Source organism: Desulfobacteraceae bacterium (genome assembly GCA_022340425.1).
GTDB lineage: Bacteria > Desulfobacterota > Desulfobacteria > Desulfobacterales > JAABRJ01 > JAABRJ01.
In genome coordinates this window covers 1-23,324 of sequence record JAJDNY010000048.1, presented here as the reverse complement: position 1 = coordinate 23,324, position 23,324 = coordinate 1, and the positions used below count along the sequence as shown (strand labels likewise).

The 23,324-nt window shown below is 64.8% G+C and carries 18 protein-coding genes; 11 read left to right on the top strand and 7 right to left on the bottom strand.

Annotated features, from left to right (window positions below; all coding sequences use genetic code 11):
* Window positions 1-478 precede the first annotated feature (478 nt).
* From LJE63_04225 to LJE63_04215, 3 genes are all read left to right on the top strand, one after another.
* Window positions 479-973: a universal stress protein gene (locus tag LJE63_04225; protein ID MCG6905810.1), complete on the top strand. Its 495-nt coding sequence runs from the start codon at window positions 479-481 to the stop codon at window positions 971-973.
* Between the two features lie 139 nt (window positions 974-1,112).
* Window positions 1,113-2,930 carry a DNA helicase RecQ gene (recQ, locus tag LJE63_04220; protein MCG6905809.1) on the top strand — a complete coding sequence of 606 codons (1,818 nt, stop codon included), beginning with the start codon at window positions 1,113-1,115 and terminating at the stop codon, window positions 2,928-2,930.
* A 123-nt stretch (window positions 2,931-3,053) separates the two neighbouring features.
* Complete coding sequence (locus LJE63_04215) at window positions 3,054-3,569, top strand: TMEM198/TM7SF3 family protein (GenBank protein MCG6905808.1); 516 nt, start codon at window positions 3,054-3,056, stop codon at window positions 3,567-3,569.
* A 432-nt stretch (window positions 3,570-4,001) separates the two neighbouring features.
* Here LJE63_04215 and LJE63_04210 read toward each other — a convergent pair whose 3' ends face one another.
* The gene (locus LJE63_04210; GenBank protein ID MCG6905807.1) at window positions 4,002-7,127 is read right to left on the bottom strand and encodes an efflux RND transporter permease subunit; all 3,126 of its coding nucleotides are present in this window, start codon (window positions 7,125-7,127) and stop codon (window positions 4,002-4,004) included.
* A complete protein-coding gene (locus LJE63_04205) occupies window positions 7,127-8,224 on the bottom strand; it encodes an efflux RND transporter periplasmic adaptor subunit (protein ID MCG6905806.1) in 1,098 nt (365 codons plus the stop codon). Before LJE63_04205 ends, LJE63_04210 begins: the two co-directional genes overlap by 1 nt.
* 308 nt (window positions 8,225-8,532) lie before the next feature.
* On the opposite strand from LJE63_04205, the gene LJE63_04200 reads away from it, so the two are divergent.
* The gene (locus LJE63_04200; GenBank protein MCG6905805.1) at window positions 8,533-9,093 is read left to right on the top strand and encodes a DnaJ domain-containing protein; all 561 of its coding nucleotides are present in this window, start codon (window positions 8,533-8,535) and stop codon (window positions 9,091-9,093) included.
* A 22-nt stretch (window positions 9,094-9,115) separates the two neighbouring features.
* Here LJE63_04200 and LJE63_04195 read toward each other — a convergent pair whose 3' ends face one another.
* Window positions 9,116-9,910, bottom strand: coding sequence for a histidinol-phosphatase (locus LJE63_04195; GenBank protein ID MCG6905804.1), 795 nt, complete (start codon window positions 9,908-9,910; stop codon window positions 9,116-9,118).
* Window positions 9,911-10,210: 300 nt separating this feature from the next.
* Between LJE63_04195 and LJE63_04190 the strand changes: the two genes are divergently transcribed.
* From LJE63_04190 to LJE63_04160, 7 genes are all read left to right on the top strand, one after another.
* On the top strand, window positions 10,211-10,873 hold the full coding sequence (locus LJE63_04190; GenBank protein ID MCG6905803.1) for a YceH family protein: 663 nt from the start codon (window positions 10,211-10,213) through the stop codon (window positions 10,871-10,873).
* Window positions 10,874-11,125: 252 nt separating this feature from the next.
* The gene (locus tag LJE63_04185; GenBank protein MCG6905802.1) at window positions 11,126-11,959 is read left to right on the top strand and encodes a M23 family metallopeptidase; all 834 of its coding nucleotides are present in this window, start codon (window positions 11,126-11,128) and stop codon (window positions 11,957-11,959) included.
* Between the two features lie 42 nt (window positions 11,960-12,001).
* Complete coding sequence (locus LJE63_04180) at window positions 12,002-14,686, top strand: DEAD/DEAH box helicase (GenBank protein ID MCG6905801.1); 2,685 nt, start codon at window positions 12,002-12,004, stop codon at window positions 14,684-14,686.
* 258 nt (window positions 14,687-14,944) lie between these two features.
* The gene (locus LJE63_04175) at window positions 14,945-15,907 is read left to right on the top strand and encodes an MFS transporter (GenBank protein MCG6905800.1); all 963 of its coding nucleotides are present in this window, start codon (window positions 14,945-14,947) and stop codon (window positions 15,905-15,907) included.
* Window positions 15,904-17,049, top strand: coding sequence for a hypothetical protein (locus tag LJE63_04170; GenBank protein MCG6905799.1), 1,146 nt, complete (start codon window positions 15,904-15,906; stop codon window positions 17,047-17,049). Before LJE63_04175 ends, LJE63_04170 begins: the two co-directional genes overlap by 4 nt.
* A gap of 195 nt (window positions 17,050-17,244) precedes the next feature.
* Window positions 17,245-18,492, top strand: coding sequence for an MFS transporter (locus LJE63_04165; protein ID MCG6905798.1), 1,248 nt, complete (start codon window positions 17,245-17,247; stop codon window positions 18,490-18,492).
* Window positions 18,493-18,612: 120 nt separating this feature from the next.
* Complete coding sequence (locus LJE63_04160) at window positions 18,613-18,990, top strand: DUF2237 domain-containing protein (protein MCG6905797.1); 378 nt, start codon at window positions 18,613-18,615, stop codon at window positions 18,988-18,990.
* 31 nt (window positions 18,991-19,021) lie between these two features.
* Here LJE63_04160 and LJE63_04155 read toward each other — a convergent pair whose 3' ends face one another.
* From LJE63_04155 to LJE63_04140, 4 genes are all read right to left on the bottom strand, one after another.
* The gene (locus tag LJE63_04155) at window positions 19,022-19,414 is read right to left on the bottom strand and encodes a redoxin domain-containing protein (GenBank protein ID MCG6905796.1); all 393 of its coding nucleotides are present in this window, start codon (window positions 19,412-19,414) and stop codon (window positions 19,022-19,024) included.
* A 200-nt stretch (window positions 19,415-19,614) separates the two neighbouring features.
* Window positions 19,615-19,851, bottom strand: a complete 237-nt coding sequence (locus tag LJE63_04150) for a MoaD/ThiS family protein (protein ID MCG6905795.1) — start codon at window positions 19,849-19,851, stop codon at window positions 19,615-19,617.
* 200 nt (window positions 19,852-20,051) lie between these two features.
* On the bottom strand, window positions 20,052-20,252 hold the full coding sequence (locus LJE63_04145; protein MCG6905794.1) for a cold-shock protein: 201 nt from the start codon (window positions 20,250-20,252) through the stop codon (window positions 20,052-20,054).
* 486 nt (window positions 20,253-20,738) lie between these two features.
* The coding region (locus LJE63_04140; protein MCG6905793.1) for a DUF748 domain-containing protein at window positions 20,739-23,324 on the bottom strand (2,586 nt) is incomplete at its 5' end.

Here is a 23,324-nt window from a genome sequence, read left to right as displayed (position 1 = left end):
TCGAAAAGCTTTTCGGGCGGGCCCGGGATCACATGGGATCCAGGATCTACCGGAGGGTCCCAAGAAAACCGGCTGGGGCTTAATCAAATCTTAACAATTTTGTCCTAGATGAATTCCAAAGCCCGGAACTTCTGATCGGAACTGGGGAGGTTCGAACCCTCCTGCACCGACTGATCGATCAGCGGCCCTCCGATTTCCCGATCCGGCCCAGGCGGCCGGCTCTCCAGAGGAGCAGCTTGCCCAGGTGCGGTAAATCCGGGACGCCATCAAAGACTGGCTGCTCAACCGCGGCCACTCTTCAAACCGCATGCCCCGATATTTATCCTTGACACCTTCCGCGCCTGTTCTCTATTTTCATTTTCAATGCGGCAGTGGGGCCTTCCCCAGGGAAGGGCCGTAAGCCGCACCCCCGGCGCCGCCGTCCCGCCACCGGGCCGTCCGCCCGGCGATGCCCGCAACGCCCTTGGGAGGAGCGAAAATGGTTCACAAACCCCGGATCCAAAAGATTCTGGTGGCCACCGACCTCTCCGAAACCGCCACCCAGGCCTTGGCCTATGCCGCCGGCTTGGCGGAGATCTGCCAGGCGACCGTCACGGTATTGCACGTGATCGAGAAGCTGCCGCCCAACGCCGAATTGTTGTTGACCGCGTTTTTGGGTCTGGGGGATGTTTCGGAGTTGCGGCGCCAGAACCAGGAGACGCTGATCGCGGGGATCAAAGCCGGCATCGAGCGCTTTTGCACCGAGGCCGGGGACCAGATAGCGGCCTGCCGCTTCATCCTGCATGAAGTCATCGTGGAGCCCGGCAAGGCGGCCGAGCGCATCCTGGAGCACGCCGCCACGGGGGCCTACGATCTGTTGGTGGTGGGCAACCGCGGCCACGGCCTGGTGCAGGAGGCGCTGATGGGGGGCACCTCGCGCAAGGTGGTGCGCGACTGCCCGATACCGGTTCTGGTCATACCGGCGGCCCCCTGAGGGCGGTGGAAACCCCCGATCTCACCTGGGCGGCCCGGACGCGCCCCGATCCGGACCGTTGGGCCGTCGTCCGGGTCCTCGCGTGCGGCCGCCCAACGCGATCCCCCCGCTAAAAACCATCCACCCCCCGGATCCCCCTATGACTCCCCAGGATGTGCTGCACAAGTTTTTCGGCTACGATAGCTTCCGTGAGCATCAGCGCGAGGTGATCGCCCAGGTGCTGGCCGGCGGCGACGCCTTTGTGCTGATGCCCACCGGCAGCGGCAAATCCCTCTGCTTTCAGATTCCGGCGATCATCCGGGAGGGCGTCGGCCTGGTGGTCTCGCCGCTGATCGCGCTGATGCAGGATCAGGTGGCGGGGTTGCGCCAAAACGGGTTGCGGGCCGATTTCCTGAATTCGAGCCTGGCGCCGGAGTCGGCCGCGGCGGTTGCGGCGCGTGCTCTGGCCGGTGAGACCGACCTGCTCTACGTGGCGCCCGAGCGGCTGATAAGCGAGCGCTTCCAGGAATTTCTCTCCCGGTTGCGGATCGCCCTCTTCGCCATCGACGAGGCCCACTGCGTCTCCCAGTGGGGGCACGATTTCCGACCGGAGTATCTTCAGATCGCCAGCGTGACCCGCCGCTTTGCCGGGGTGCCGCGAATTGCGCTGACGGCCACCGCCGATGCCGCCACCCGCCAGGAGATCCTCGAAAAGCTGGAGCTGAAGGCGGCCGCCCAGTTCCTGTCCAGCTTCGACCGGCCCAACATCTGCTACCGGGTGGCGTTGAAGGAAAACGGCCGGCAGCAGGTGCTGCGCTTCATCCAGGCCGAGCACCCGGCCGATACCGGGATTGTCTACTGCCGCAGCCGCAAGCGGGTGGACGACCTGGCGGCCTGGCTGGCGGCCAAGGGCATCAAAGCCGTCGCCTACCACGCGGGCATCGATGCGGCCGAGCGCAGCCGGCGGCAGCAGCGCTTCGCCCGCGAGGAGGTCATCGTGGTGGTCGCCACGATCGCCTTCGGCCTGGGTATCGACCGGCCGGATGTGCGCTTCGTGGTGCACTTCGACGTGCCCACCAGCATGGAGGCCTATTATCAGGAGACCGGCCGGGCCGGGCGCGACGGGTCTCCCAGCGACGCCTGGATGCTCTATTCGCTGGCCGACGTGGTGGCCGTGCGCCAGATGCTCGCCCGATCCGAGGGCGACGAGCGCTTCAAGCTGGTTCAGCAGCGCAAGCTGGAAGCGGTCCTGGGCTACTGCGAAACCACCGCCTGCCGGCGGCAGGTGCTGCTGCGCTATTTCGGCGAAACCCTAGACGCGCCCTGCGGCAACTGCGGCACCTGCCGGGAGGCGCCCGAAACCTGGGACGGGACCGTGGCCGCCCAGAAGGCGCTTTCGGCGGTCTACCGCACCGGCCAGCGCTTCGGCGCCGCCTACCTGGTGGATGTGCTGCTGGGAAAGGAAAATGAGCGCATCCGGCGCTTCGGCCACCACCGCCTGAAGACCTTCGGGGTGGGGCGGGAGCTCTCGGCCACGGAGTGGCGCTCGGTCTTCCGGCAGCTGATGGCCGCGGGCTACCTCACGGTGGAGATGTCCGAACGCACCGGTTACCGCCTGAGCGAGAAAAGTCGGCCGGTACTAACGGGTGAAGAAAAGATCCGCCTGCGCAAAGACAGGCACCCGCCCAAGGCCGCCAAGCCGCGCGACCCCCAGGCCGCAACGGTAGCTGCGGCACTGGACGGTCCGGCCGCGGAGCTCTGGGAGGTTCTGCGCCGCCTGCGCCTTGAGATCGCAAAGGAGCTGGAGCTGCCGGCCTACGTGATCTTCCACGACAAGACCCTGCGGGAGATGGCCGTCAGCCGCCCGGCCAGCCGGGAAGACCTGCTGGCCATCGGCGGGGTGGGCGAGGCTAAGGCCGACCGTTACGGCGAGCGGTTTCTGGCGGCCATCCGGGGGGATGCGCCAAACGGCGGCTGAAGGGCTCAGCGGTGGGGCGAAACCGTGTCGGCCGTTGGTCGGTACCACCGGCCAAAAGCTTCTTAAACCGGGGAGATGCGGCATGGGGTGCGCCGCCCGTCGCCCCATCCAAGGAAAATTACCATGATCTGGACCTCGGTGGTGGTGGGGCTGTTGCTGCTGGTCCTGGGCCGCAAGCTGTTCTGGCTGTTCGTGGCGGGTATCGGGTTTTTCGCCGGTCTTCACCTGGGCCAGCAGTTCTGGGGGCTGCACTCCGAAATTCTGATTCTGGTTTTTTCGCTGGGGCTCGGGGTGTTGGGGGCGCTGATCGCTCTGGTGTTTCAGCGGCTGGCGGTCGGTCTGGCCGGTTTTGGGGCTGGGGGTGTGAGCGTGCTGAACCTCCTGGCGCTTTGGGGGCCTCTGCCCGCGCCGTGGGCCTGGGGGGCCATTCTCCTTGGTGGGGTCCTGGGCGCGGTGCTTCTCTACCTGCTCTTCGACTGGGGCCTGATCCTGATCTCCTCTCTCGCCGGCGCCTCGCTGGTGGTCCAGGCGGTGGAGCTCGGCCCGGCCCTGGAGGCCGGTGGCTTTTTGGTTCTATTGGCCGGTGGGGTGCTCATCCAGGCGCGCTTGATGCGCGCCCGCGGCGGGTGGCGGGAATAGGGCGCAACCTTGATTGCGGCGTAAAAAGCATTTTACCCCGCCGTGCGGTGTTTTTGCAGAAAACATTGCCGGATAACCCGGGGATAGACGGGATTTACAACTCCGATTGGTCTGTGTTCATTTTCTTGTGCGGACAAGAAAAGTAACCAAAAAAAGCCGCCCGCGCCCCGGGGCCCTTCGGGCTGCCCTGCGCTTCTCGCAGCCGGCGGGACCTGTGGAACTCGCTTACGCTCAAACAGCCACAGGGCCTTTATCGCCGGCCGCTGCGATGCTCGGCCCGGGACGACGGGACATAAAACGCTTTCTGCATCAAGGGCGATAAATTCGGCTGTCGTCTTTTAAAAACGCAACACCACCATCCCGATTTTTGTCTCAGCGGCCCATCAACCCTGGGGCTGTCGGAACCGGCGGCGGCGGTTGCTGATGGGCAAACTAATTGGCCAGCCCCCGGCCCAGCGCAGCCTGCTCGCGTTCCAGACGGCGGGCGACCTCGCCGGGGATCCGGCTTCGCCGGGAAAGCAGGCCGTAGGCCACCGGCACCACGAAGAGGGTGAAAAAGGTGGCCGACAGGACCCCTGCCAGGACCACCGTGCCGATCACCATCCGGGTTTCGGCCCCGGCGCCGGCGGACAGGATCAGGGGCACAGCGCCGGCGGCGGTGGTCACCCCGGTCATGACGATGGGGCGCAGGCGGACTTCGGCGGCCGTAAGAATGGCGCGGTGAAAACTCATCCGCTGACCCCGCAGCTGGTTGGCGAACTCCACGATCAGGATTCCGTTTTTGGCCGCCAGGCCCACCAGCATGATCAGCCCGATCTGGCTGTAGAGGTTCAAGGTGGCGCCGGTCACGTAAATCCCCAAGAGACCCCCGGCGATGGCCAGGGGCACCGTCAGCATGATCACCAGGGGGTTGATGTAGCTTTCAAATTGCGCCGCCAGCACCAGAAACACCACCAGGATGCCCAGCAGGAAGACGAAGAGGATCGACCGCGACGAGAACTTGTAGTCCTGGGACTGCCCCTTGTAGTCGATGATGACGTTTTCCGGCAGGTGCTCCCGGGCCAGGCCTTCCAAATAGGCCAGGGCCTCGCCCAGGGCCAGGCCATCGGCCAGGTTGGCCTCCAGGGTGATGGCGCGCACCCGGTTGTAGCGGTTGAGGGTGCCGGAATCGGCCAGTTCCGCCACTTCCACGAAGTTGGAGAGGGGGATCAATTCGTTGCTGCGGTCGGAGCGGACAAAGATGTGCTGCAGGTCGGTGGGGGTGCGCTGGGCCTCACGCGTCCCCTCCAGGATCACGTCGTAGACCTCGCCTGCATCGATGTAGGTGGTCAGCCGCCGGGAGCCCAGCAGCGTTTCCAGGGTCCGGCCGATGGTGCCGACGGTCACCCCCAGATCGGCGGCGCGGTCGTAGTCGATGCTGACCTGCAGCTGCGGTTTGGTCTCCTTGTAGTCCCAGTCGATCCCCACCAGCCCCGGGTTGTCGGCCGCGATCCGTTCCAGCAGGATATCCCGCCACTGGGCTAGTTCGGCGTAGGTGCCGCCGCCGAGCACGAACTGCAGCGGTTTCTGGATGGAAGCCCCGAAGCCCTGGCGCATGACCGGGAAGGCTCGCACCCCCGGAAGACCGGCCAGGCGGGCGCGCACGTCCTCCATGATGGTCCAGGCGGACCGGCGGCGGTCCCAGTCATCCAGAACGAAAATCACGATCCCGGTGTTGAAGTTCTCGAAGTTGGCGAAGGTGCGCGGGGCCCGCACCAGCAGCCGGGTGGCCTCGCCGCTGGTGACGAATGGCATCAGGCGGCGCTCGATTTCGTCCATGTACTCCTGCATGTAGGCGAAAGAGGCCCCCTCGGGACCGTTGACGATCACGAAAAATGCGCCCCGGTCCTCCTGGGGGGCGTATTCGGTGGGAATTTGAACCAAGAGCCAGGCCGCTGCCACCAGCAGCAGGACAAAGAGCCCGACAACTGGCAGGGGGTGCTTCAGGCTGCGGTTGAGCAGGCGGCGGTAGCGCCTGCGCGTCCACCGGAAGAGGGCGTCGGTCCCCGCCGCGACGCCGCGGGGAGGGCCGCTGGAGGGCCTTTTCAGGATCTTCGAGGCCAGCATCGGGGAGAGGCTGAGGGCCACGATGCTGGAAAAGGCCACGGCCGCCGCCATGGTCAGGGCGAACTCGGAAAACAGGCGGCCCACGTCGCCCTCCAGAAACGCGATCGGAACGAAGACCGCGATCAGCACCAGCGAGGTGGCAACCACCGCAAAGCCCACCTGGCGGGTGCCCCTGTATGCCGCCACCAGCGGGGATTCGCCTTTTTCGGCCATGCGCCGGAAGATGTTCTCCAGAACCACGATGGCGTCGTCCACCACCAGCCCGATGGCCAGGACCAGCGCCAGGAGGGTCAGCAGGTTGACCGAAAAATCGAGGGCATAGAGCACGATGAAACTGGCGACGATGGAAACCGGCACGGTCACCGCGGGAACCAGGGTGGCCCGGACGCTGCCCAGAAAGAGGTAGATCACCACCACCACCAGGAGGATGGCGATGGCCAGGGTTTTGTAGACCTCGTTGATGGCGCCTTCCACGAAAACCGACGTGTCGTAGCTCTGGGCGATGGTCATGCCCTCGGGCAGGGTCGGGTTGAGGCGCTCCATTTCCGCCTTGGCGGCGCGCGCCACCTGGATCGTGTTGGCCGTGGATTGCTTGATGATACCGATTCCCACCATGGAGACACCGTTGCCCCGGAAGAAGGTGCGGTCCTCTTCGGTGCCCCGCTGCACCCGGGCGATGTCCCCCATGCGCACCAGGTGTCCGTCCTCCCCCCGGGCGATGACCAGCTGGGCGAAGTCCCCGGCGGTGCGAAAGGCGCGCTGGACGCGCACCGTGAACTGCCGCTGGCGTGATTCGATGCTGCCCGCCGGCAGCTCCGAGTTTTCGGCCCGCAGGGCGTCCTCGACGTCGGCCACCGTGATATTGCGGGCCGCCATGGCCTGCCGGTCCAGCCAGATCCGCATGGCATAGCGCTGACCGCCGCCGACCCGCACCCGGGCGACGCCGTCCAGGACGCTGAAATAGTCTACCAGGTAGCGCTCGGCGTAATCGGTCAACTCCGGCACGCCCAGGCGGTCGCTGGTCAGGTTCAGCCACATGATCACGTCTTCGTTGGAATCCACCTTCTGGATTTCGGGCGCTTCGGCCTCCTCGGGCAGGTCGTCCAGGATGCCCGCGACCCGGTCGCGGATATCGTTGGCCGCTCCGTCCACATCCCGGCCGGTGTTGAACTCCACCGTCACCACGGACCGTCCGTCCTCGCTGCTGGAGGAAATCGCGGCGATGCCCTCGACGCCCGCGATGCGCTCCTCGATCGGCTGGGTGATCTGGGTTTCGACGACATTGGCCGCCGCACCGGGATAGCGGGTGTCGATGGAGACCACCGGCGGGTCGATGTCCGGGTACTCCCGCAGGGGCAGCCGCCCGAAGGCCACCAGGCCGAAGATCACCAGCAGCAGGGAGATCACCGAGGCGAAGACCGGGCGTTTGACCGAAACGTCGGAGAGCAGCATCACTCGGTCCTCCCCTGCGCCCGGGTCAGCAGGTCCTGCAGGGATTCGTCGCCAGCGGCCACGGCCGTCACGTTCACCGGCTGGCCCGGCCGGGCGCGGAGGGTGCCGTGGATCACGACGAATTCGCCGGCTTCGAGGCCCTCGCGGATTTCCACCTCCCCCGGCCGGCGGGCGCCGATGGTCACCGGGCGCTGCTGGGCGACCGGCTGCGGAGCGTTCGGGTCCACCACCAGGACGTGGTTTTGCTGCCCGCTGGGGATCAGGGCCTCTTCCGGAACGACCAGAACATCCCGGGGGTTTTTGAGCAGTGCGAGGCTCATCAACAGCCCCGGCTTCAGCTCCCGCTCCGGGTTTGCCAGCACGGCCCGGCCGGTGATGGAACGCGTCACCGGGTCGATGCGGCTGTCGATGCTGGTCACCGTGCCCTGGAACTCGCGCCCGGTAAAAGCGGCCGACCGCGCTTCGATGGGCAGCCCCGGACGCAGGGTTGCCAGGTGAACCGCCGGCACGGTAAAGTCCAGCTTCATCACACTGTCGTCGTCCAGGGTGGTGATGAGGTCCCCCGGCTCGATGAAGGTCCCCACGCTGATGTTGCGCAAGCCCACGACACCGTCAAACGGCGCGATGACCAGGCGGTCGCGCAGGCGGGATTCGATGGCCTGCAGCCGCGCCCGGGCCGTCTCGTACTCGCGCCGCCGCTGCTCCAGCAGGGATTGGGAAGCCGAGCCGCGCTGGGCCAGGGGGCGCACGCGCTCATACTGGCTCTTGGCTTCGGTGACGGTGGAGAGGGCCTCCTCCAGCAAGGCGTGCTCCTCCCGGCTGGTCATCTCCGCCAGGATGTCCCCCCGGGCGACCCGTTGACCATCTTCGAAATGGATGTCGGTCACCGTTTCGGACACCGTCGCGGTCAGATCGACGCTCTCGTTGGCGCGCAGGGTGCCCAAAGCTTCCACGCGATCCACGAAGCGGTCGCGGCGCACTTCCTTGAGGATCACGGGAGCTGCCGGCTGAGCGGCGGCCGGCGACAGCATGGGCATGGCAAGCCCCAGGGCCAACAGGGCGATCAGGCAGTATCGGCAAGAGACTCTATGGGGCATCGGATCGGTCCTCCCCGGGGGGCGGCGGCCGGCGGCAGATGGTGCCGGGCCGTGGATGCCCCCTGATGGCAAACGGTTGTGGACGGGCCGCACCCTCCGGTGGCAGCCGCGTTCCAGAAGGGGTAAGGATCGAAGCCTTTTTGTCAAATCCCACCGCTTGCAGTCGGCGGCCATCCCGCCACCGGATGGCCGGGAAAGGGGTTAATCCGCTTTTTCAGCATCTGGTGGACTGATGGCGGTTGACAGGCCAGCGATCATTGCCTACTGTCCGCCAACTGCCGTGCGCCATCCCAGCGGAAACCGTCGCCATGGACCCATCACCCAACTACTACGAATTCCTGGAGGTCGATCCCGCAGCCCCCGCGGCAGAGATCCGGCATGCCTACCACCGCAAGCTCAAGGAGTTTCACCCTGACAAAAACCCCCAGCGGCAGGCCGAGGCAGAGGAGATCACCAAGGTCCTGAACCAGGCCTATCACGTCCTGGGCGATCCCGGGCGGCGCAAGACGTATGATCGGATGCTGCGGTTTGCGGGCGGGCGGGATTTCGAGGCGTATGACGAGAAGGGGGCTTTCGAACGCAAAATGCAGCGGGCCACGCCGGTCTTCGGCAAGGTCATGGCAGCGGTCAACGATCTGTATGGTCTTTTTCGGGATGCCGTCGCCGGCCGCTACCGGCTGGACGGGATCACCCTGGGGGTGATCGCAGCCGGCCTGATCTATTTCCTCGTCCCCACCGATCTGGTTCCCGACTTCATCCCGCTGCTGGGCTTCATGGATGACCTGGCCGTTTTGACCACCATCATCAACGCGCTGCAGGGTGAGCTGGCGGCCTACCGCGGTTGGCGCAAATGGCACCCGAGAACCTGAACGGCACTCGGCGCCGGTGCCGTCAGGGCTCCTGCTGAGCCGCCGTCGGGAAACGCGCGAAGTGGCGGGCGACATCCTCCGGCCGGTGGGCATCCGAGGAGAGGCAGACGGGAATCCCCTTCTTCTCGATAGCCGCCAGAATCCGGGGGCCCGGGTAGGCGCTGCGGACGTCGTGGTCCAGACCGCCGGTGTTGATCTCCACCACCATTCCGGCCTGCCCGACGGCCGCCAGCAGCGCGGCCACCAACTCCCGGTACCAGGGGGCGCTTTCGTCGAAAAAGCGTCCGTTGCGGTTGTGTTTGCCCAGGACGTCCAGGTGGCCCAGGATGCGGAACAGGCCGGTTTCAACCATGGCGATGCTCTGTCGGTAGTAGGCCTCGCAGAGGCGCCGGAGGTCCCCCCCGAAACCGGTTTCCAGGGCCGTGACGAACTCCGCCGCAGTGCCGTTGATCAGGAAACGCCGGCCTTTCTCTTCCAGCTGGTGCACCGATGCGATCAGGACGTCCCAGGGGTCTTGGGCGATCTCTCGGCTCCAGGCGCCGTGGGAAGGCAGGTATTCCATCTCCAGTCCCATCAGCACCTGCAGGCGGCCGCTCATCCGCCGGCGCACGGCCTGGATCTCGGCGCGATAGGCCTCCAACCGTCGATGCGCCAGGGCATAGCGGTTTTCGAAGGGCAGCGGCATGTGGTCGGTGAACACCACACCGTTCAGACCCCGGGCAACGGCGCTGCGGGCCATGGCTTCGAGGCTCGCGCAACCGTCCGAAAAGCTGCTGTGGATGTGGCAGTCGAAGCCGGGATAGGCATTCACCAGCATGGGCGTGGCTCCTGGTCAAGGGGCGCGGCGGTCGTGCTGCCCCGGGATGTATTCCCGGCGGCCGCGGTCCGGTTTTGGCTCATCGACTGTATGGTGCGGCCGCCCCCTGCGCGCGTCAAGCGGATTGTGCGGCGGGGGACCGATTTTTTTCATTTTTCTTCCCAGTTTTTCCCAAAGCGTGGTAAAAAAACCCGCATGTCCGCCCCTTGATTTTCCCGCCGGCGGGGCAGGGGGCGCCCGTCGGTGGCGGGGGATCATCCCCATTTTGCCGGCGGCAGCGCCGGCAGCCGGAGGAACCGCATGGATATTTCGCTGGATCCCGTCGAAGCCCGCATCCTGGGGGCGCTGATCGAAAAGCAGATGGCGACCCCCGACTATTACCCGCTGACCCTGAACGCCCTGATTGCCGCCTGCAACCAGAAGACCAACCGCGACCCGGTCATGACCCTGGACGAGGCGGCCGTCATCCGGGGGCTGGACGGGCTGCGCCGCCGGCGGCTGGTCTGGCAGGTCAAGACCCAGGGCAGCCGCGTCCCCAAGTACGAGCACAACCTGAAAGACACGGCCGATTTTTCCGTAAGCGAACTCGCCTTGCTGTGTGAACTGCTCCTGCGCGGGCCCCAGACCGCCGGTGAACTGCGCGCGCGCAGCGCCCGGCTGCTGGAGTTTGGCGGCCTGGCCGCGGTGGAGCACACCCTGCAGAGGCTGATCGCCCACGAGCAGGGGCCGTTTGCGGCGGAACTCCCCCGCCGGCCGGGGCACAAGGAAAACCGTTTTGCCCACTGCTTCTGCCCACCGGAGCCGGAGGCAGAAAGGGGCGAACCCGTGTCGGCCGCCGCACCGGGGCCTGGCGCGGCTTCCTCCGAAGGGATCGCCGCGCTGGAACAGGCGGTTGCGGGTCTGCGGCAGGCGCTGGACGACCTGCGTGCGGAGTTTCTGGAATTCAAGCGCAAATTTGAGTAGGGGCCCGGTCGGGGCCGCGACGACTTCGAAACGCGGCGCAACGGGGAACTTGGGTTTTTTACGGAACCGTCAGAATTGATAAAGCGGTAAAAAGTCAAAAACCAGACGGTTTCGAAAAAAGTTCAAGTTCAAGGCGCGCAAATCTCGAGGCGTGAGGCGTACTTAAGGTACGCCGCAGCGACTTCGAGATGCAGCGCAACGCAGAACTTGGGCTTTTTACGGAACCGTCAGAATTGAAACGGGGTTGAAGTCATGCACACCATCTTTTGGCGCCCCCTGGTCTCTGGTCTGGTTCTGCTGGCCCTGACGGCGCCGGCAGCCGCTATCGAGCTGAAGGGCCAGCGGGTGCAGGGGGGCCTGCTGATCGGCCGGGCGGCGCCGGGGACCACGGTCGCCTTCCAGGGGCGCACCTTGCGCCTTTCGCCCGACGGGCTTTTCGTGATCGGCTTTGACCGTGATGCGCCGCTGGAAACCGTCCTCACCCTGCGCACCGCCGACGGCGGTGAAACACGCCACCCGGTGCGCATCGCCGCCCGCAGCTACGATATCCAGCGGATCGGCGGGCTGCCTCAGCGCAAGGTGACGCCGGCGCCCGAGGACCTCAAGCGCATCCGGCGGGAGGCGGCGCTGGCGCGCACGGCCCGCGAGCGCGACGACCCACGCACCGATTTCGCCCGGGGCTTCATCTGGCCGGTCCACGGCCGGATCTCGGGGGTTTACGGCAGCCAGCGGATTCTAAACGGCGAACCGCGCCGGCCCCACTACGGCGTCGACATCGCGGCCCCGGCCGGCACCCCGGTCAAAGCCCCGGCCGACGGGGTGGTCAGCCTGGTCCACCCGGACATGTTCTTCTCCGGCCGCACCCTGATCCTCGACCATGGCCACGGGGTGTCCTCTACATTTTTGCATTTGAGCGCCATCCTGGTGCGCGAGGGGCAGGCCGTTCGCCAGGGCGAGGTGATCGCCCGCGTGGGCGCCAGCGGGCGGGTCACCGGTTCCCACCTGGACTGGCGCATGAACTGGTTCGAGCAGCGCATCGACCCCACCTTGCTGGTGCCGCCCATGCCCGCCGGCCAGCGCCCCTGAAGCACCGCCGCGGCTTGCACCCCACTGAAAGGAGACCATTGCATGTTCGCCCTGACCCGCGACCTCATCCGCCACGACGTGGCCGACTCTTTCCTGATCTACAAACGGGGGCTGCGCCTTTACGAAAACGGCGCCTTCATTCTGGAGGACCAGGATTTTGAAGCCGGGCGCTTCGCCTACCAAGTGGACGGCAGCTACGGCGACTACACCACCCGCGTCGATCTCGGCGGCCAGGCGCTGGCCACCTCGTGTTCCTGTCCCTATCCCGGCAACGGCTGCAAACACACCGTGGCGGTCCTGCTCTACACCAAGGACCTGCTGGACGCGCGTCAAGCCCGGCAGTCGCCGCCCGAGCCGGACCAGGAGGCCTTTCTCACCCCCGAGGAGATCCGCACCCAGGCCCTGGAGGACCGTAAAAGCCGCGCTCGCAACGAGCATTTCAAGATCACCGAAGGCGAGATGCTCAAGGGGCAGCACCTGCTGGAAACCGAAAACGGGCGGCAGTACACGGTGACCCTGCACACCCCGGACCAGGGCGGCGGGCACTGCACCTGCCCCGATTACCTCATCAACCGCCTGGGAACCTGCAAGCATCTCATCTGCCTGACCCAGCGTTTGAAGCGCCGCAAAGACTTCGCCAAGCGTCTGGCGCAGGAACGCTTCCCTTTCGTGGATCTCTACTGGGACTCGGCCGATGCCGCCCCGCGGGTCTTCTCGGAGCTGCCCAAGGACCAGACCGTGGACCTGCGGCGGATCCTGGCGCCGTGCTTCGACCAGCACGGGGCCTACACCGGAGATGGCATGGCCCCCTTATGGAATGTGCTGCCGCAGCTGGACGGCAACAAGCAGGTCCGGGTCCAGGAGGGGGTCTTCGCGGCCCTGGCGCGGGACGCCGAACGCCGGCAATTGGTCGAGCTGGCCGAGAAGAATCCGCCGCCGCCGCCCAACCTTAAGGTCCGGCTCTACCCCTACCAGGAGGACGGGGTGCGTTTCGGGCTCTACCGCGATGCCGCCCTGATCGGCGACGAGATGGGCCTCGGCAAGACCCTGCAGGCCATCGCGCTGGCCACCCTGAAAAAGGAGGTTTTCGGTTTCAGCAAGGTGCTGGTGGTCACCATGGCCTCCCTGAAAGAGCAGTGGCGCCGGGAAATCGAGCGGTTCTCGGACCAAAAGGCGGTGGTCGTGTCGGGCCCGCCTAAAAAACGCCGGGAGACCTATCTCGAGGACCCGGCCTATTTCAAGATCACCAACTACGAGGCCGTGCTGCGCGATGTTAGCACCCTCCGGCGCTTCGAGCCGGACCTCGTGATCCTGGACGAGGCCCAGCGGATCAAGAATTTCTCCACCAAGACCGCCGATGCCGTCAAGCGCCTGCCGCGGCGGCATGCCCTGGTCCTGACCGGCACCCCCCTGGAGAACAAGCTGGAGGACGTCTACTCCATCGTCCAGTTTCTCGACCCGCGGCTGCTCTCGCCGCTGTGGCGCTTTGCGGCCGAGCATTTCATGCTCAGCCGCAGCACCAAAAACAAGATCGTCGGCTACCGCAACCTGGACCGGCTGCACCAGCGGCTGCAGGGCCTGGTGATCCGCCGCCGCAAGGAGGAGGTGCTTAACGATCTTCCCGAACAGGTGGAGAACACCTACTACATCGATCTGCACCACCAGCAGCGCAAGCTGCACGCGGGCTACGCCCAGGCCCTGATGCCGCTGCTCCACAAGAAGTTTCTGACCCCGGTCGACCTGCGGCGCATGCAGGAGCTGCTGCTGCGGATGCGTCAGGCCTGCAACGCCACCTACCTCATCGACCGTAAAACCAAGATTTCCCCCAAGCTCGACGAGCTGCGCGGGATCGTTGACGAGCTGGTGGTGCAGAGCAACCGCAAGATGGTGATCTTCTCCGAGTGGACCACCATGACCTACCTCATCGGCCGCCACCTCTCGGATGCCGGTATCCCGTTCGTGGAACTCTCGGGCAAGGTGCCGGTCCCGAAACGCCAGGCGCTGATCGACGAGTTCACCCACAACCCCGACTGCCGGGTCTTTCTCTCCACCGATGCCGGCGGCACGGGGCTCAACCTGCAGGCGGCGGACTGCGTGCTGAATTTCGAGTTGCCCTGGAACCCGGCGCGCCTGAAGCAGCGCGTCGGCCGGGTGAACCGCATCGGGCAGAAAAGCCGCTGCATCAACGTGATCAACCTGGTGGCCAAGGAGAGCATCGAGGAGAAAATACTGGCCGGCATTCAACTCAAGACCGACCTCTTCAAAGGGGTCTTCGAGGGGGGCGCCGATCTGGTGACCTTCTCCCACGAAAAACGCACCGAGCTGGTCAACCGCCTGCGCGAGATGCTGGGCGATAGCCTGGAGGCGTCCGCCCCGCCCGCCGCGGCGCCGGAAGAGATTCCCGAGGACACGCCCCACTTCCTCAACCCCGAAGCCCTCCGAAAGGCCGGGGAGGCCCTGGACGTCACCGGCGAGGAGGCCGAGTCGGCGTCTTCGGCGCCAAACGCCGGGGCTCCCGCCCAGCTCGACGGCGGGGCCCATCTCCTGGCCTCCCAGCCGCCCGAAAAGATCGAGGCCGTGCTCAACACCGGGATGCAGTTTGTCGGCGGACTGCTGGAGATGGTCACGGGCCAGAAGCTGACCCCCACCGCCGCCGACGGCCGGATGGTGCAGATCGACCGCGAGACCGGCGAGGTCACGCTGAAATTCAGACTGCCGGGGTTCTGAGCGCCGCCGGTGCGGCACCCAGCTTGCCGGCTGCGGGCGCCCGCTTTTCGGCGGCAAGGCCCCTACAGCACCCGCGGCGGCCCCCCACAGGAAGACGATGCCCCCACGCGCCGTTGATGAACCAGTAAGTTAAAATCCAAAAAGTTTCGTAAAATGGCCTATTTCAAGGCGCGCAAATCTCGAGGAGTGAGGCATACACCTGTAGGCCGCAGCGACTTCGAGATGCAGCGCAACGCAGAAGTTGGCCTTTTTACGGAATTGTCAGCCGTTGGCACCTTTGGCCTGCAAACCCTGGTCTCGGCCAGCTTCACCGCCATTTACCTGGTGCAGCCCGTTTTGCCGGTGATCCGGCAGGAGTTCGGGATGGACGAGAAACAGGCGTCCTACACCGTCTCGGCCGTGATCGTGGGGATCGCCCTGGCCAACCTGCCCTTCGGCCGCCTGGCCGACCGCTTCCCCGTCAAACCGCTGATCGCCGTCGGCGGTATCGTCCTGACCCTTTTCGGCCTCCTCTGCGCCGTCACCCATCAGATGGCGCTCTTGATCGTGTTCCGCTTTGTCCAGGGCCTCTTTATCCCGACCATGACCACCTGCCTGGTCGCTTACCTGGCCCGCAGCCTGCCGGTGGAACGGTTCAACGTGGTCATGGGGTCCTACGTTGCCGCCACGGTTGCCGGCGGTCTGGGGGGCCGCCTGCTGGGCGGCTGGATTCACCCGCCGCTGGACTGGCGCTGGGCCTTTGTCACAGCCTCGCTGCTGAGCGCCGCCGCCACGCTCGCCGCACTGCTGTGGCTGCCGCGCGAGGCGCGTGAAGCGGGCGCTGAAGCCCGCGGCGACGGGTTTCTCGCACTGATCGCGCGCCCCGATCTGCTGCGGATCTTTGCGGTTGCCTTCAGCGCCTTCTGGATTTTCTCGGTGCTCTTCAATTACCTGCCCTCTCTACTACCTGGGCGGGTCGGTCGGGATCACCGTCAGCGGCTACGGCTACCAGGCCTTCGGCTGGGCCGGCGTCACCGGCATCGGCCTGCTGCTGCTGACCAACATCCTGGCAATCGGGCTGCTGGAGATGAAACGGAAAAACCTTCCGCCCGCGTCTTGAGGCAAAGAACGGTTCCGTGGCCTATTCACCGGCCGTGTTGCCAGTGTCACCACTGCAGGGTTGCGTTTAAACAAAACTTCGCCCTCTGGACGGCGCACCGCATTGGGGAGTTGGAAAAATGACAACTGAATCACGCTTTCATTTTCAGGTCTACGAAACTGAACCTGTGATCAAAGCCATCGCGTCCTGTAAATTTGTAACGCCGGTTAGATTGGGGATTCTCTTTTTTTTGCTGGTATCCCTCAGCCTGACGGTCTGGGCGGTTATTACAGGGGGGGAGAACTCCGATGACTATGTCACTTACCTGGAGAACATCAGCTGGTCTATTTCACTGTTGTATCTGTTTCCATTCGTCATCGGGTTAACCCTTCGATTTTATCAGGGGATCCCCGATTTATTTGAATACCTCTTCGAAAACACGCTTCAAGAAAAGCAACCCGAACAAATCGACAATTTCCGTAAGTGGCTTGCGGCCCGGTTTAACGGTTACCTTCACCCCGTGGTCTTCATGGGGGCCACATTTGTCTTGAACTATTTGTATTTCCAGCAGATTTTGGATCATGAGGATCCAAGCTGGATGGTGGGAGGGCCGATCCTGATGGATGTTCTAAGCAGCCGACAAGGGCTCACGCCTGTGGGGGCCTATGCTGCGTTGATTCAAGTTGTCCTGATATACTGGGCTCTGGTTTTGATTTGGAAGGTGGTGATCTTTTCCTGGGGGCTTCACGAATTTTTCAATGCCGGGAAGTTCAATATCAAACTGGACCCTTGGCATCCTGATGGGAGCTGTGGGCTCAAGCGGATCAGCAGCACCTGTATGTTTTTCAACTACATTCTCCTACTGTTCGGAGTGTATATTTCCCTGAAGGTCATCGATAAAATAATGGTTCAGGATCTCTCCCTGTTTTCAGACATCGGAAATCCACTGATGCTCGGCGGCTATGCCATATTGGCGCCGCTGCTGTTTTTTTTCCCGCTGGGTGCTCCACACTACCAAATGAAGGCGGAAAAAGAGAGGCTCATATCCCGCATAAGTCAAAAAGAGAAAATGCTGTTTGAAGAATTGATTCGCGCCGATTTCCAAAATGCGAACCTGGAAAACGGCGTTAAAATTTTTGAGAAGCTGGAGGAAACCCGTAACAATCTGATCCAGACAATTCCCGTGTGGCCCTTTAATTTCAAATCAATCGAGGCTTTTCTGGGAATGATCGTCATCCCCTTGCTGCCCTCGTTTTTGTCACTGATAGTGAATTTCTTTATTTGAATCAACAAATAGCCAGTCCAGCGACAACTGCGATGATATTCCCAAAATTCTCAAAGCCCCTCTCCCAATGCTCGCTAGCACCTTTCGGGCTCCCACCGGGGCCAAGCTCATCTTTCCGGAGGCCGATATTTCCCCCCAAAACCAGGCGTAGGTCACCCAGCGACCTCTTTGACCTCACGCCGGGGCCGGGCGGCCATGCCAGATGAGCCCAGAGCGCCGCTGGGGGTGACCCTGCTGCTTTGCGGGGTGGAAATCCTCGGGCTGGCGGGGCTGGCGACCTTTGCCGCGCTGCTGCCCTTTTTTCTCGAGGCCTGGGGCTTGAGCAACGTCCAGGCCGGCTGGTTGAGCGCGGTCTACTACGGGGCCTATGTGCTCGCGGTGCCGCTTTTGACCGTCCTGACCGACCGGCGTGACGCCCGCGGGATCCTGCTTTTCGGGCTGCTCACCGGGGTCGCGGCCGCGCTGGGCTTTGCCTGGCTGGCAGAGGGCTTCTGGTCGGCGCTGGTTTTCCGCTTTCTGGCCGGGGTCAGTCTGGCCGGCGTCTACATGCCGGGGCTGAAGCTCCTGAGCGACCATGTCGCGGGGCCGCGCCAATCGCGCTACGTCTCCTTCTACACGGCATCTTTCAGCGTCGGGGCGAGCCTCTCCTACCTGCTGGCCGGCGAGGTTCACGCGGCCCTGGGCTGGCGCTGGGCCTTCGCCGCCTCGGGGCTGCTGACCCTGGCGGGCGTGCTGTTGGCGGGGTTCGGCGCCCCCCCCGGGCGGGTGGACAGGAACCTGGCCGCCCCCCGCTTCGCCGCCGGTCTGGCGGTGGTGCTGCGCAGCCGGCAGGCCATGGCCTACATCCTAGGCTATGCCGCCCACATGTGGGAGCTCTTCAGCCTGCGCTCCTGGATGGTGGCCTTTCTGGCATTCAGCCGCCAGTTGCAGCCTGGGGGTGCGGCCGGCTTGAGCCCCACCCAGGTGGTGGCCCTGGTGAATCTCATCGGCCTGCCCGCCAGCATCGGCGGAAACGAGCTCTGCCGGCGCTTGGGGCGGCCCAAGACCATTGTCGCCATCATGCTGGTCTCGGCCCTGCTGGGCTTCGGGGTCGGCTTCGCGGCCCCGCTGCCCTATGGGGTGGTGGTGGCTCTGGCGCTTTTCTACGGGGTTGCCGTGCTGGGGGACTCGGCCTCGCTGACCGCCGGGGCGGTGGCCAGCGCGCCGGCCGGCGGCCGCGGCGCAACGCTGGCGGTGCATTCCACCCTGGGGTTCACGGCGGCCTTTCTGGGGCCGCTGGCGACAGGCCTTGCCCTGGATCTTCTGCAGGGCACCCCCACCCTGGCTTGGGGTGCGGCCTTTGTCGTCATGGGCCTGGGAAGCGCGGTGGGGCCCCTGGCGCTGGCGCTTCTGAAAGGGAAGGGGGCGGCCCCGGAGGCTGGGAAGGAGGACCCGCCACGGTGAGGGCCCCAGCTGTTGCCTTCGGGCACGGGCTGATTACGTTGTCGCAGTGAAACGGCTTTTTGCGGAAACGTTTACCAGACCGGCGCCCGCCGCCGACTGCTGAAGGAAAGGACCCAGGATATGACAAAGGCGCAAAATGTGCTCGGCACCGAACTGGAACCTTGCTCGCTGTCGCCGCTGACCGGCTTTTTTCGCGACGGCAGCTGTCACACCGGCCCGACTGACGTTGGTTCCCATACGGTCTGCGTGCGGGTGACGGACGAGTTTTTGCACATCACCCAAATCATGGGCAACGATCTCAGCACCCCTCAGCCGCGCTTGGGGTTTCCGGGTCTCAAGCCCGGGGACCGCTGGTGCCTGTGCGCCCTGCGCTGGCAGGAGGCGCTGGAGGCTGGGGTGGCGCCGCCGGTGATCCTGCGGGCCACTCATGAAGCGGCGCTGCAGCACGTGGCCATGGCCGATCTGGTCAAACACGCCGCACCCGATGAGGATTCCTGAACTCTCCGGCGCCGGTGGCGCCGCGGTCCGGTCAGACCGCGGCCAACGCCGTTAGGATCTCCTCCGGCGCCGGGTGATCGGCCGGGTCGGCGGCGAAGTGGCTGAAGACGATCGTGCCGCTGGGGTCGATGATGAAAACCCCCGGCAGCTGGCGCACATCCCCCACCGGGAGACCGATGCCGTGCCCTCTGGCCATGGCCATGACCCCCTTCAGGGCGACGGATGGCCTGAGAAACCCCCGGGGTGTGATCTGCTCCAGGTCGAAGGCCTGGTACACCTTTCGCTCCGGATCGCAGACCATCTCAAACGGGATTGCCTGTTCCCGGGCGAAAACGTTGGATTCCGCCGGGGTGCCCATGGCCACCAGCACAACCCGGGCGCCGGCCTGGTCGAAGCGGTGCTTTGCGCGGCGCAACTGCGCCACCTGCTCGCGGCAAAACGGTCAGCCGAAATGCCGCAAAAAGACGAGGACCAGCGGCTGGTCCTGCCACAGCCGGCTGAGGTGGGTCTGGGCGCCGTCTGCCAGCGTGACAATGGGATTTGGCGCGCTGCGATGGTCTTGTTCCATTTTTTCGCCCTTCTGCTCGGTTTGACGCGCTATTTCCGGCACTTGCCATCCGGCGGCTACATCCCCCCCACCGGCGGAAACAGTCCCACCTGGTCGCCGTCGGCCAGCCGGGCGCTGGGCTCGACTTTTTTCCCGTTGATGAACACCAGCTTGACTTGGTCCTCGGCAACGTTTATCCGCGCCATCAAGTCCTTGACGGCGGCGCCGGCGGGCAGTTCGTAGGGGGTGCTGTCACGGTAGTCGCAACTGTCGGCTTCGGCCAGGGTGGCAAAACACTTCACGGTGACGTTCATTTTGGCTCTCCTTTGGCTTGCGTTGGGCGGGTTGCCTGCAGCGGCGGAATACAGTTAAACAAATTTATGCATCCCGCGGGCGGGGGTCAATCACCGGTGGGGGCATGTGCGCCTGTGATGGGGCGGGCAGACGAAAATAAAAAAGGCATTCCCGCCCCGAGGGGCGAAAATGCCTTTTTTTTAGCGCTAACGGCTCGGACTTAGACTACGGTGACGTTGACTGCAGAAGGACCCTTGGGACCCTGCTGAACTTCAAAGGTCACTTGGTCGCCGTCGTTGAGCGACTTGAAGCCGGAAGCGTTGATGGCCGAATGATGAACAAACACATCCGGGCCGTCTTCCTGCTCGATGAAGCCAAAGCCTTTGCTGGCGTTAAACCACTTTACGGTTCCATTTGCCATGGTGACATACCCTCCTTTCAAAAAATTCTCATAGTTTCAAACTTCAGGCTGCCACTTTTGCAAATGGAGTTTTCCCTAAGAACGAAACCGGCCCGGCACTTGATGCCGAGCCTTTATTGATTGCTCTGAAGATACCACAGCCGTTTTAAAAAGCAAGCGCTGATTGCAAATAATTGGGGGACCACCGAAAAAAGGCTCCTACCTCGCCGTGCGTTTTTTTTTCAGAAAGGGACTTTGCTGGGGACCCCGCGGCAGGGGGGAGTCGGCAATTCCGATTCGGCTGTGTTCATTTTCTTGTGCGGACAAGAAAACGAACCAAAAAAAACCGCTTGCGTCCCGGGGCCCTTCGGGCTGTCCTGCGCTTCTCGCAGCCGGCGGACCCTGTGGAACTCGCGCAGGGTCGCGGGAATAAATAATTCCGGCCCAGAGGACCAGGTTTTTTTATGCTCAAATAAAATCCCTGCCGGTGGCAGGGCGCGGCCTCCCCTACGACGGTTTCTGGACGATATCCAGGGTTAGCTTGGAGGTCACCGGGGCCTCCTCGCCCGCCGGCTCCGGGTTTTTGGTGGTCACGCGGTCCGCTGCGATCCCGCCGTCGGTGGTCAGCCGCGCGACGATGGCCTCGGCCCGGGCGGCCGCGAGAGCGGGCAGGGCGGTTTCGGGGAGGGCCTCCGCGGCCGCCAGGCGGGCGAAAAGCGCCTTGGAAACCAGTCCCGGGTCGGGGGCGGCCTCCTGCCCGGCGGCGGGGGCTTTGCCGGTCGGGGGCTCAAGGCCTGCCATGAAGTCCTTCAGGGCCTGCCGCCCGAAGCGCTCCCGGAACATCTTCTCCAGCCGCCGTTGGGTATCAGGGTCGCTGTAGTCCACCGGACCGGGGTCCTCCTCCGGGGCCAGCTCCCGGTCGCCGGAGAAGGCGGCCAGGGCGCGGCGCAGCGCCAGGTTTTGCAGCGCCTCGCCGTCCTTTTGGGGGCTGAAGCGGCCCTGCACCACCAGTTTGAGCTGGGGGCGCTTTTGCATGGCCTGGGCCAGCTGCTGCAGCTTCTCCGCCTCCGGCGGCGGCACCTCGCTTTTGCCGGGTTCGAAAGCCACGATGTCCAGATTTTCGGTTTCCCCGCCCAGCAGTGCGCCCAGGGCGCTGAAGGGCGAGGTGACGATCTTGGTGATCAGGTTGACGAATGCCTTCCAGACCAGGTGCCCCACGCTGAACTCGGGGTTGCTCAGGTCGCCCTTGACCGGCAAGCCGATGTCGATCACCCCGTTGCGGTCCTCCAGCAGGGCGACGGCCAGGTCAAGCGGCAGGTTGACCGCCTTGGGGCTCTCCACCCGGGCTCCCAGCTTGAGACGGTCCACCACGATCTGGTTGTCGCCCAAAAGCTGGCTGTTGTCGATCTTGTAAAGCAGTTCCAGGGAGAGCTTGCCGGAATCGATTTTGCGGCCGGCGAACTGGCCCGAGTAGGGCGTCAGGTTGGCCATCTCCAGGTTCTTGAAGCGCATCTCGACGTCGGTGAAGCCTGTGGGGTCGAAGACGTTGATTTCACCCCCGATGCGGGCGGTGCCGTATTCGTCCACCTGGCCGTTCAAGTCGACCTGGGCGCGGGCATCCTTGGCCGAGGAGGTCCCGATGATCACCCCCGTGAGGCGGTGGATCTGGGTGGCAAAGGGAATGACCAGGCTCAGGTCGGCAAAGGTCAGGTCGCCTTCCTGGACCCGGATTTTGCGGATTTTGACTGGAAAGATTTTCTGGCCGCCCTTTGCCGTGGCGGCTGGCGGCGCTCCGCCTTCCGGCTTTTTGAACACCGTGGCCACGTTGACGGACTGGTCTTCGGCGATGATCAGTTTGCCCACGGGCCGGACCAGGTTGAGCGCGTCGATTTCGACCCGATCGGGTTTCAGCCGCAATTTGAGCTGGGAGGTTTTCAAATTTCGCCAGCCGAGAAAGGTGTCCTTGACCCCGGGCTCGGTGAGCACCAGCTTGGCCAGGTCGAAGCCGCCGTCGTAGGCCAGCTCCCCCTTTTCGGCGCTCGGGGCATAATCCAGCCGGCCCTGGGTGGAGAACGTGCCGGAATCCAGGTTGAGCCTCACGACGGGATCGAGGTAGGGCTGAAAGGGGGGCAGGGCCAGGTCCACCACCTGGACGTCTGCGCCCACCGTTTTTTTGGAGGGATCGGCGCTGCCCTGGACCGTGACCGCGCCGCCCTGGCGGACCTTGAGGTCGACGGCGAAGGCGGTCGGGGATTTGCCGTCCACCCCGGTCAAGGTGACGTTCAGGGGGTCGAGGGTGATCAGCGCGCCCTCGGGCTTCACGGTCTGGTCGCGGATGGCCACGGCGAAACCCGACAGCTCAATGGTCTGGGACGCAAACTGCCAGGGGGTGCCGGCCTGGGCCGCCTCTTCAACGCCACGACCCACCGCACCGCGCTCGGCCAGCAGCAGGGCCAGGTTGATCTGGCCCTCCCGGTCGCGGACCAGGTCGACCTCCCCGCCCGCAAGGCCGATGCGCGACGCCGTGAAGGCCCGGCCGCCCAGGTCAAAGGCGCCCTCCGCAACCGCCAGGCGGGCCACCTTCAGCACCGGGTCGGATTGGTCGGCGGACAGCCGAATATCCGCCAGTTCAGCGGCGATGGGTTCCAGCCGCAGCTCGGGCTCTCCGGCGGCAAAGCCCCCGTCCAGGGCCAGGTTGGCCCCGAAGGCGCCAATTTCCGCCGCGACGGCCGGGGTGCGGCGGTCGTCGCGGTAGGCGAGCGCCATCTCCCGGATTGCGATCGTCTTGATGCCAAAGGCCCAGGGCCGGCTGTCTGCGGCAGCGGGTGAGTCCTGGGGGGCGCCGCCGGCAGACCCACTGCCGACGATTCGCTGCAGGTCCAGCGTGCCGTCGGCCGTCACGGCCGCCGTCGCCCTGCCGCGGCTGATCTCCAGCTTTTCGACCGCCAGCTGTCGGGCGTCCAGGTCAAAGCTGGCGCCGCGCGCTTCGGCGGCTTGCAGTTCGAAAAACGGCTGTCCGGCCTCCGGCAGGCTGAAAGCCAGATCAGCCAGCCGCAGCGCCGCGTTTTCCAATTTTAGCTGGGGTGCGGGGCC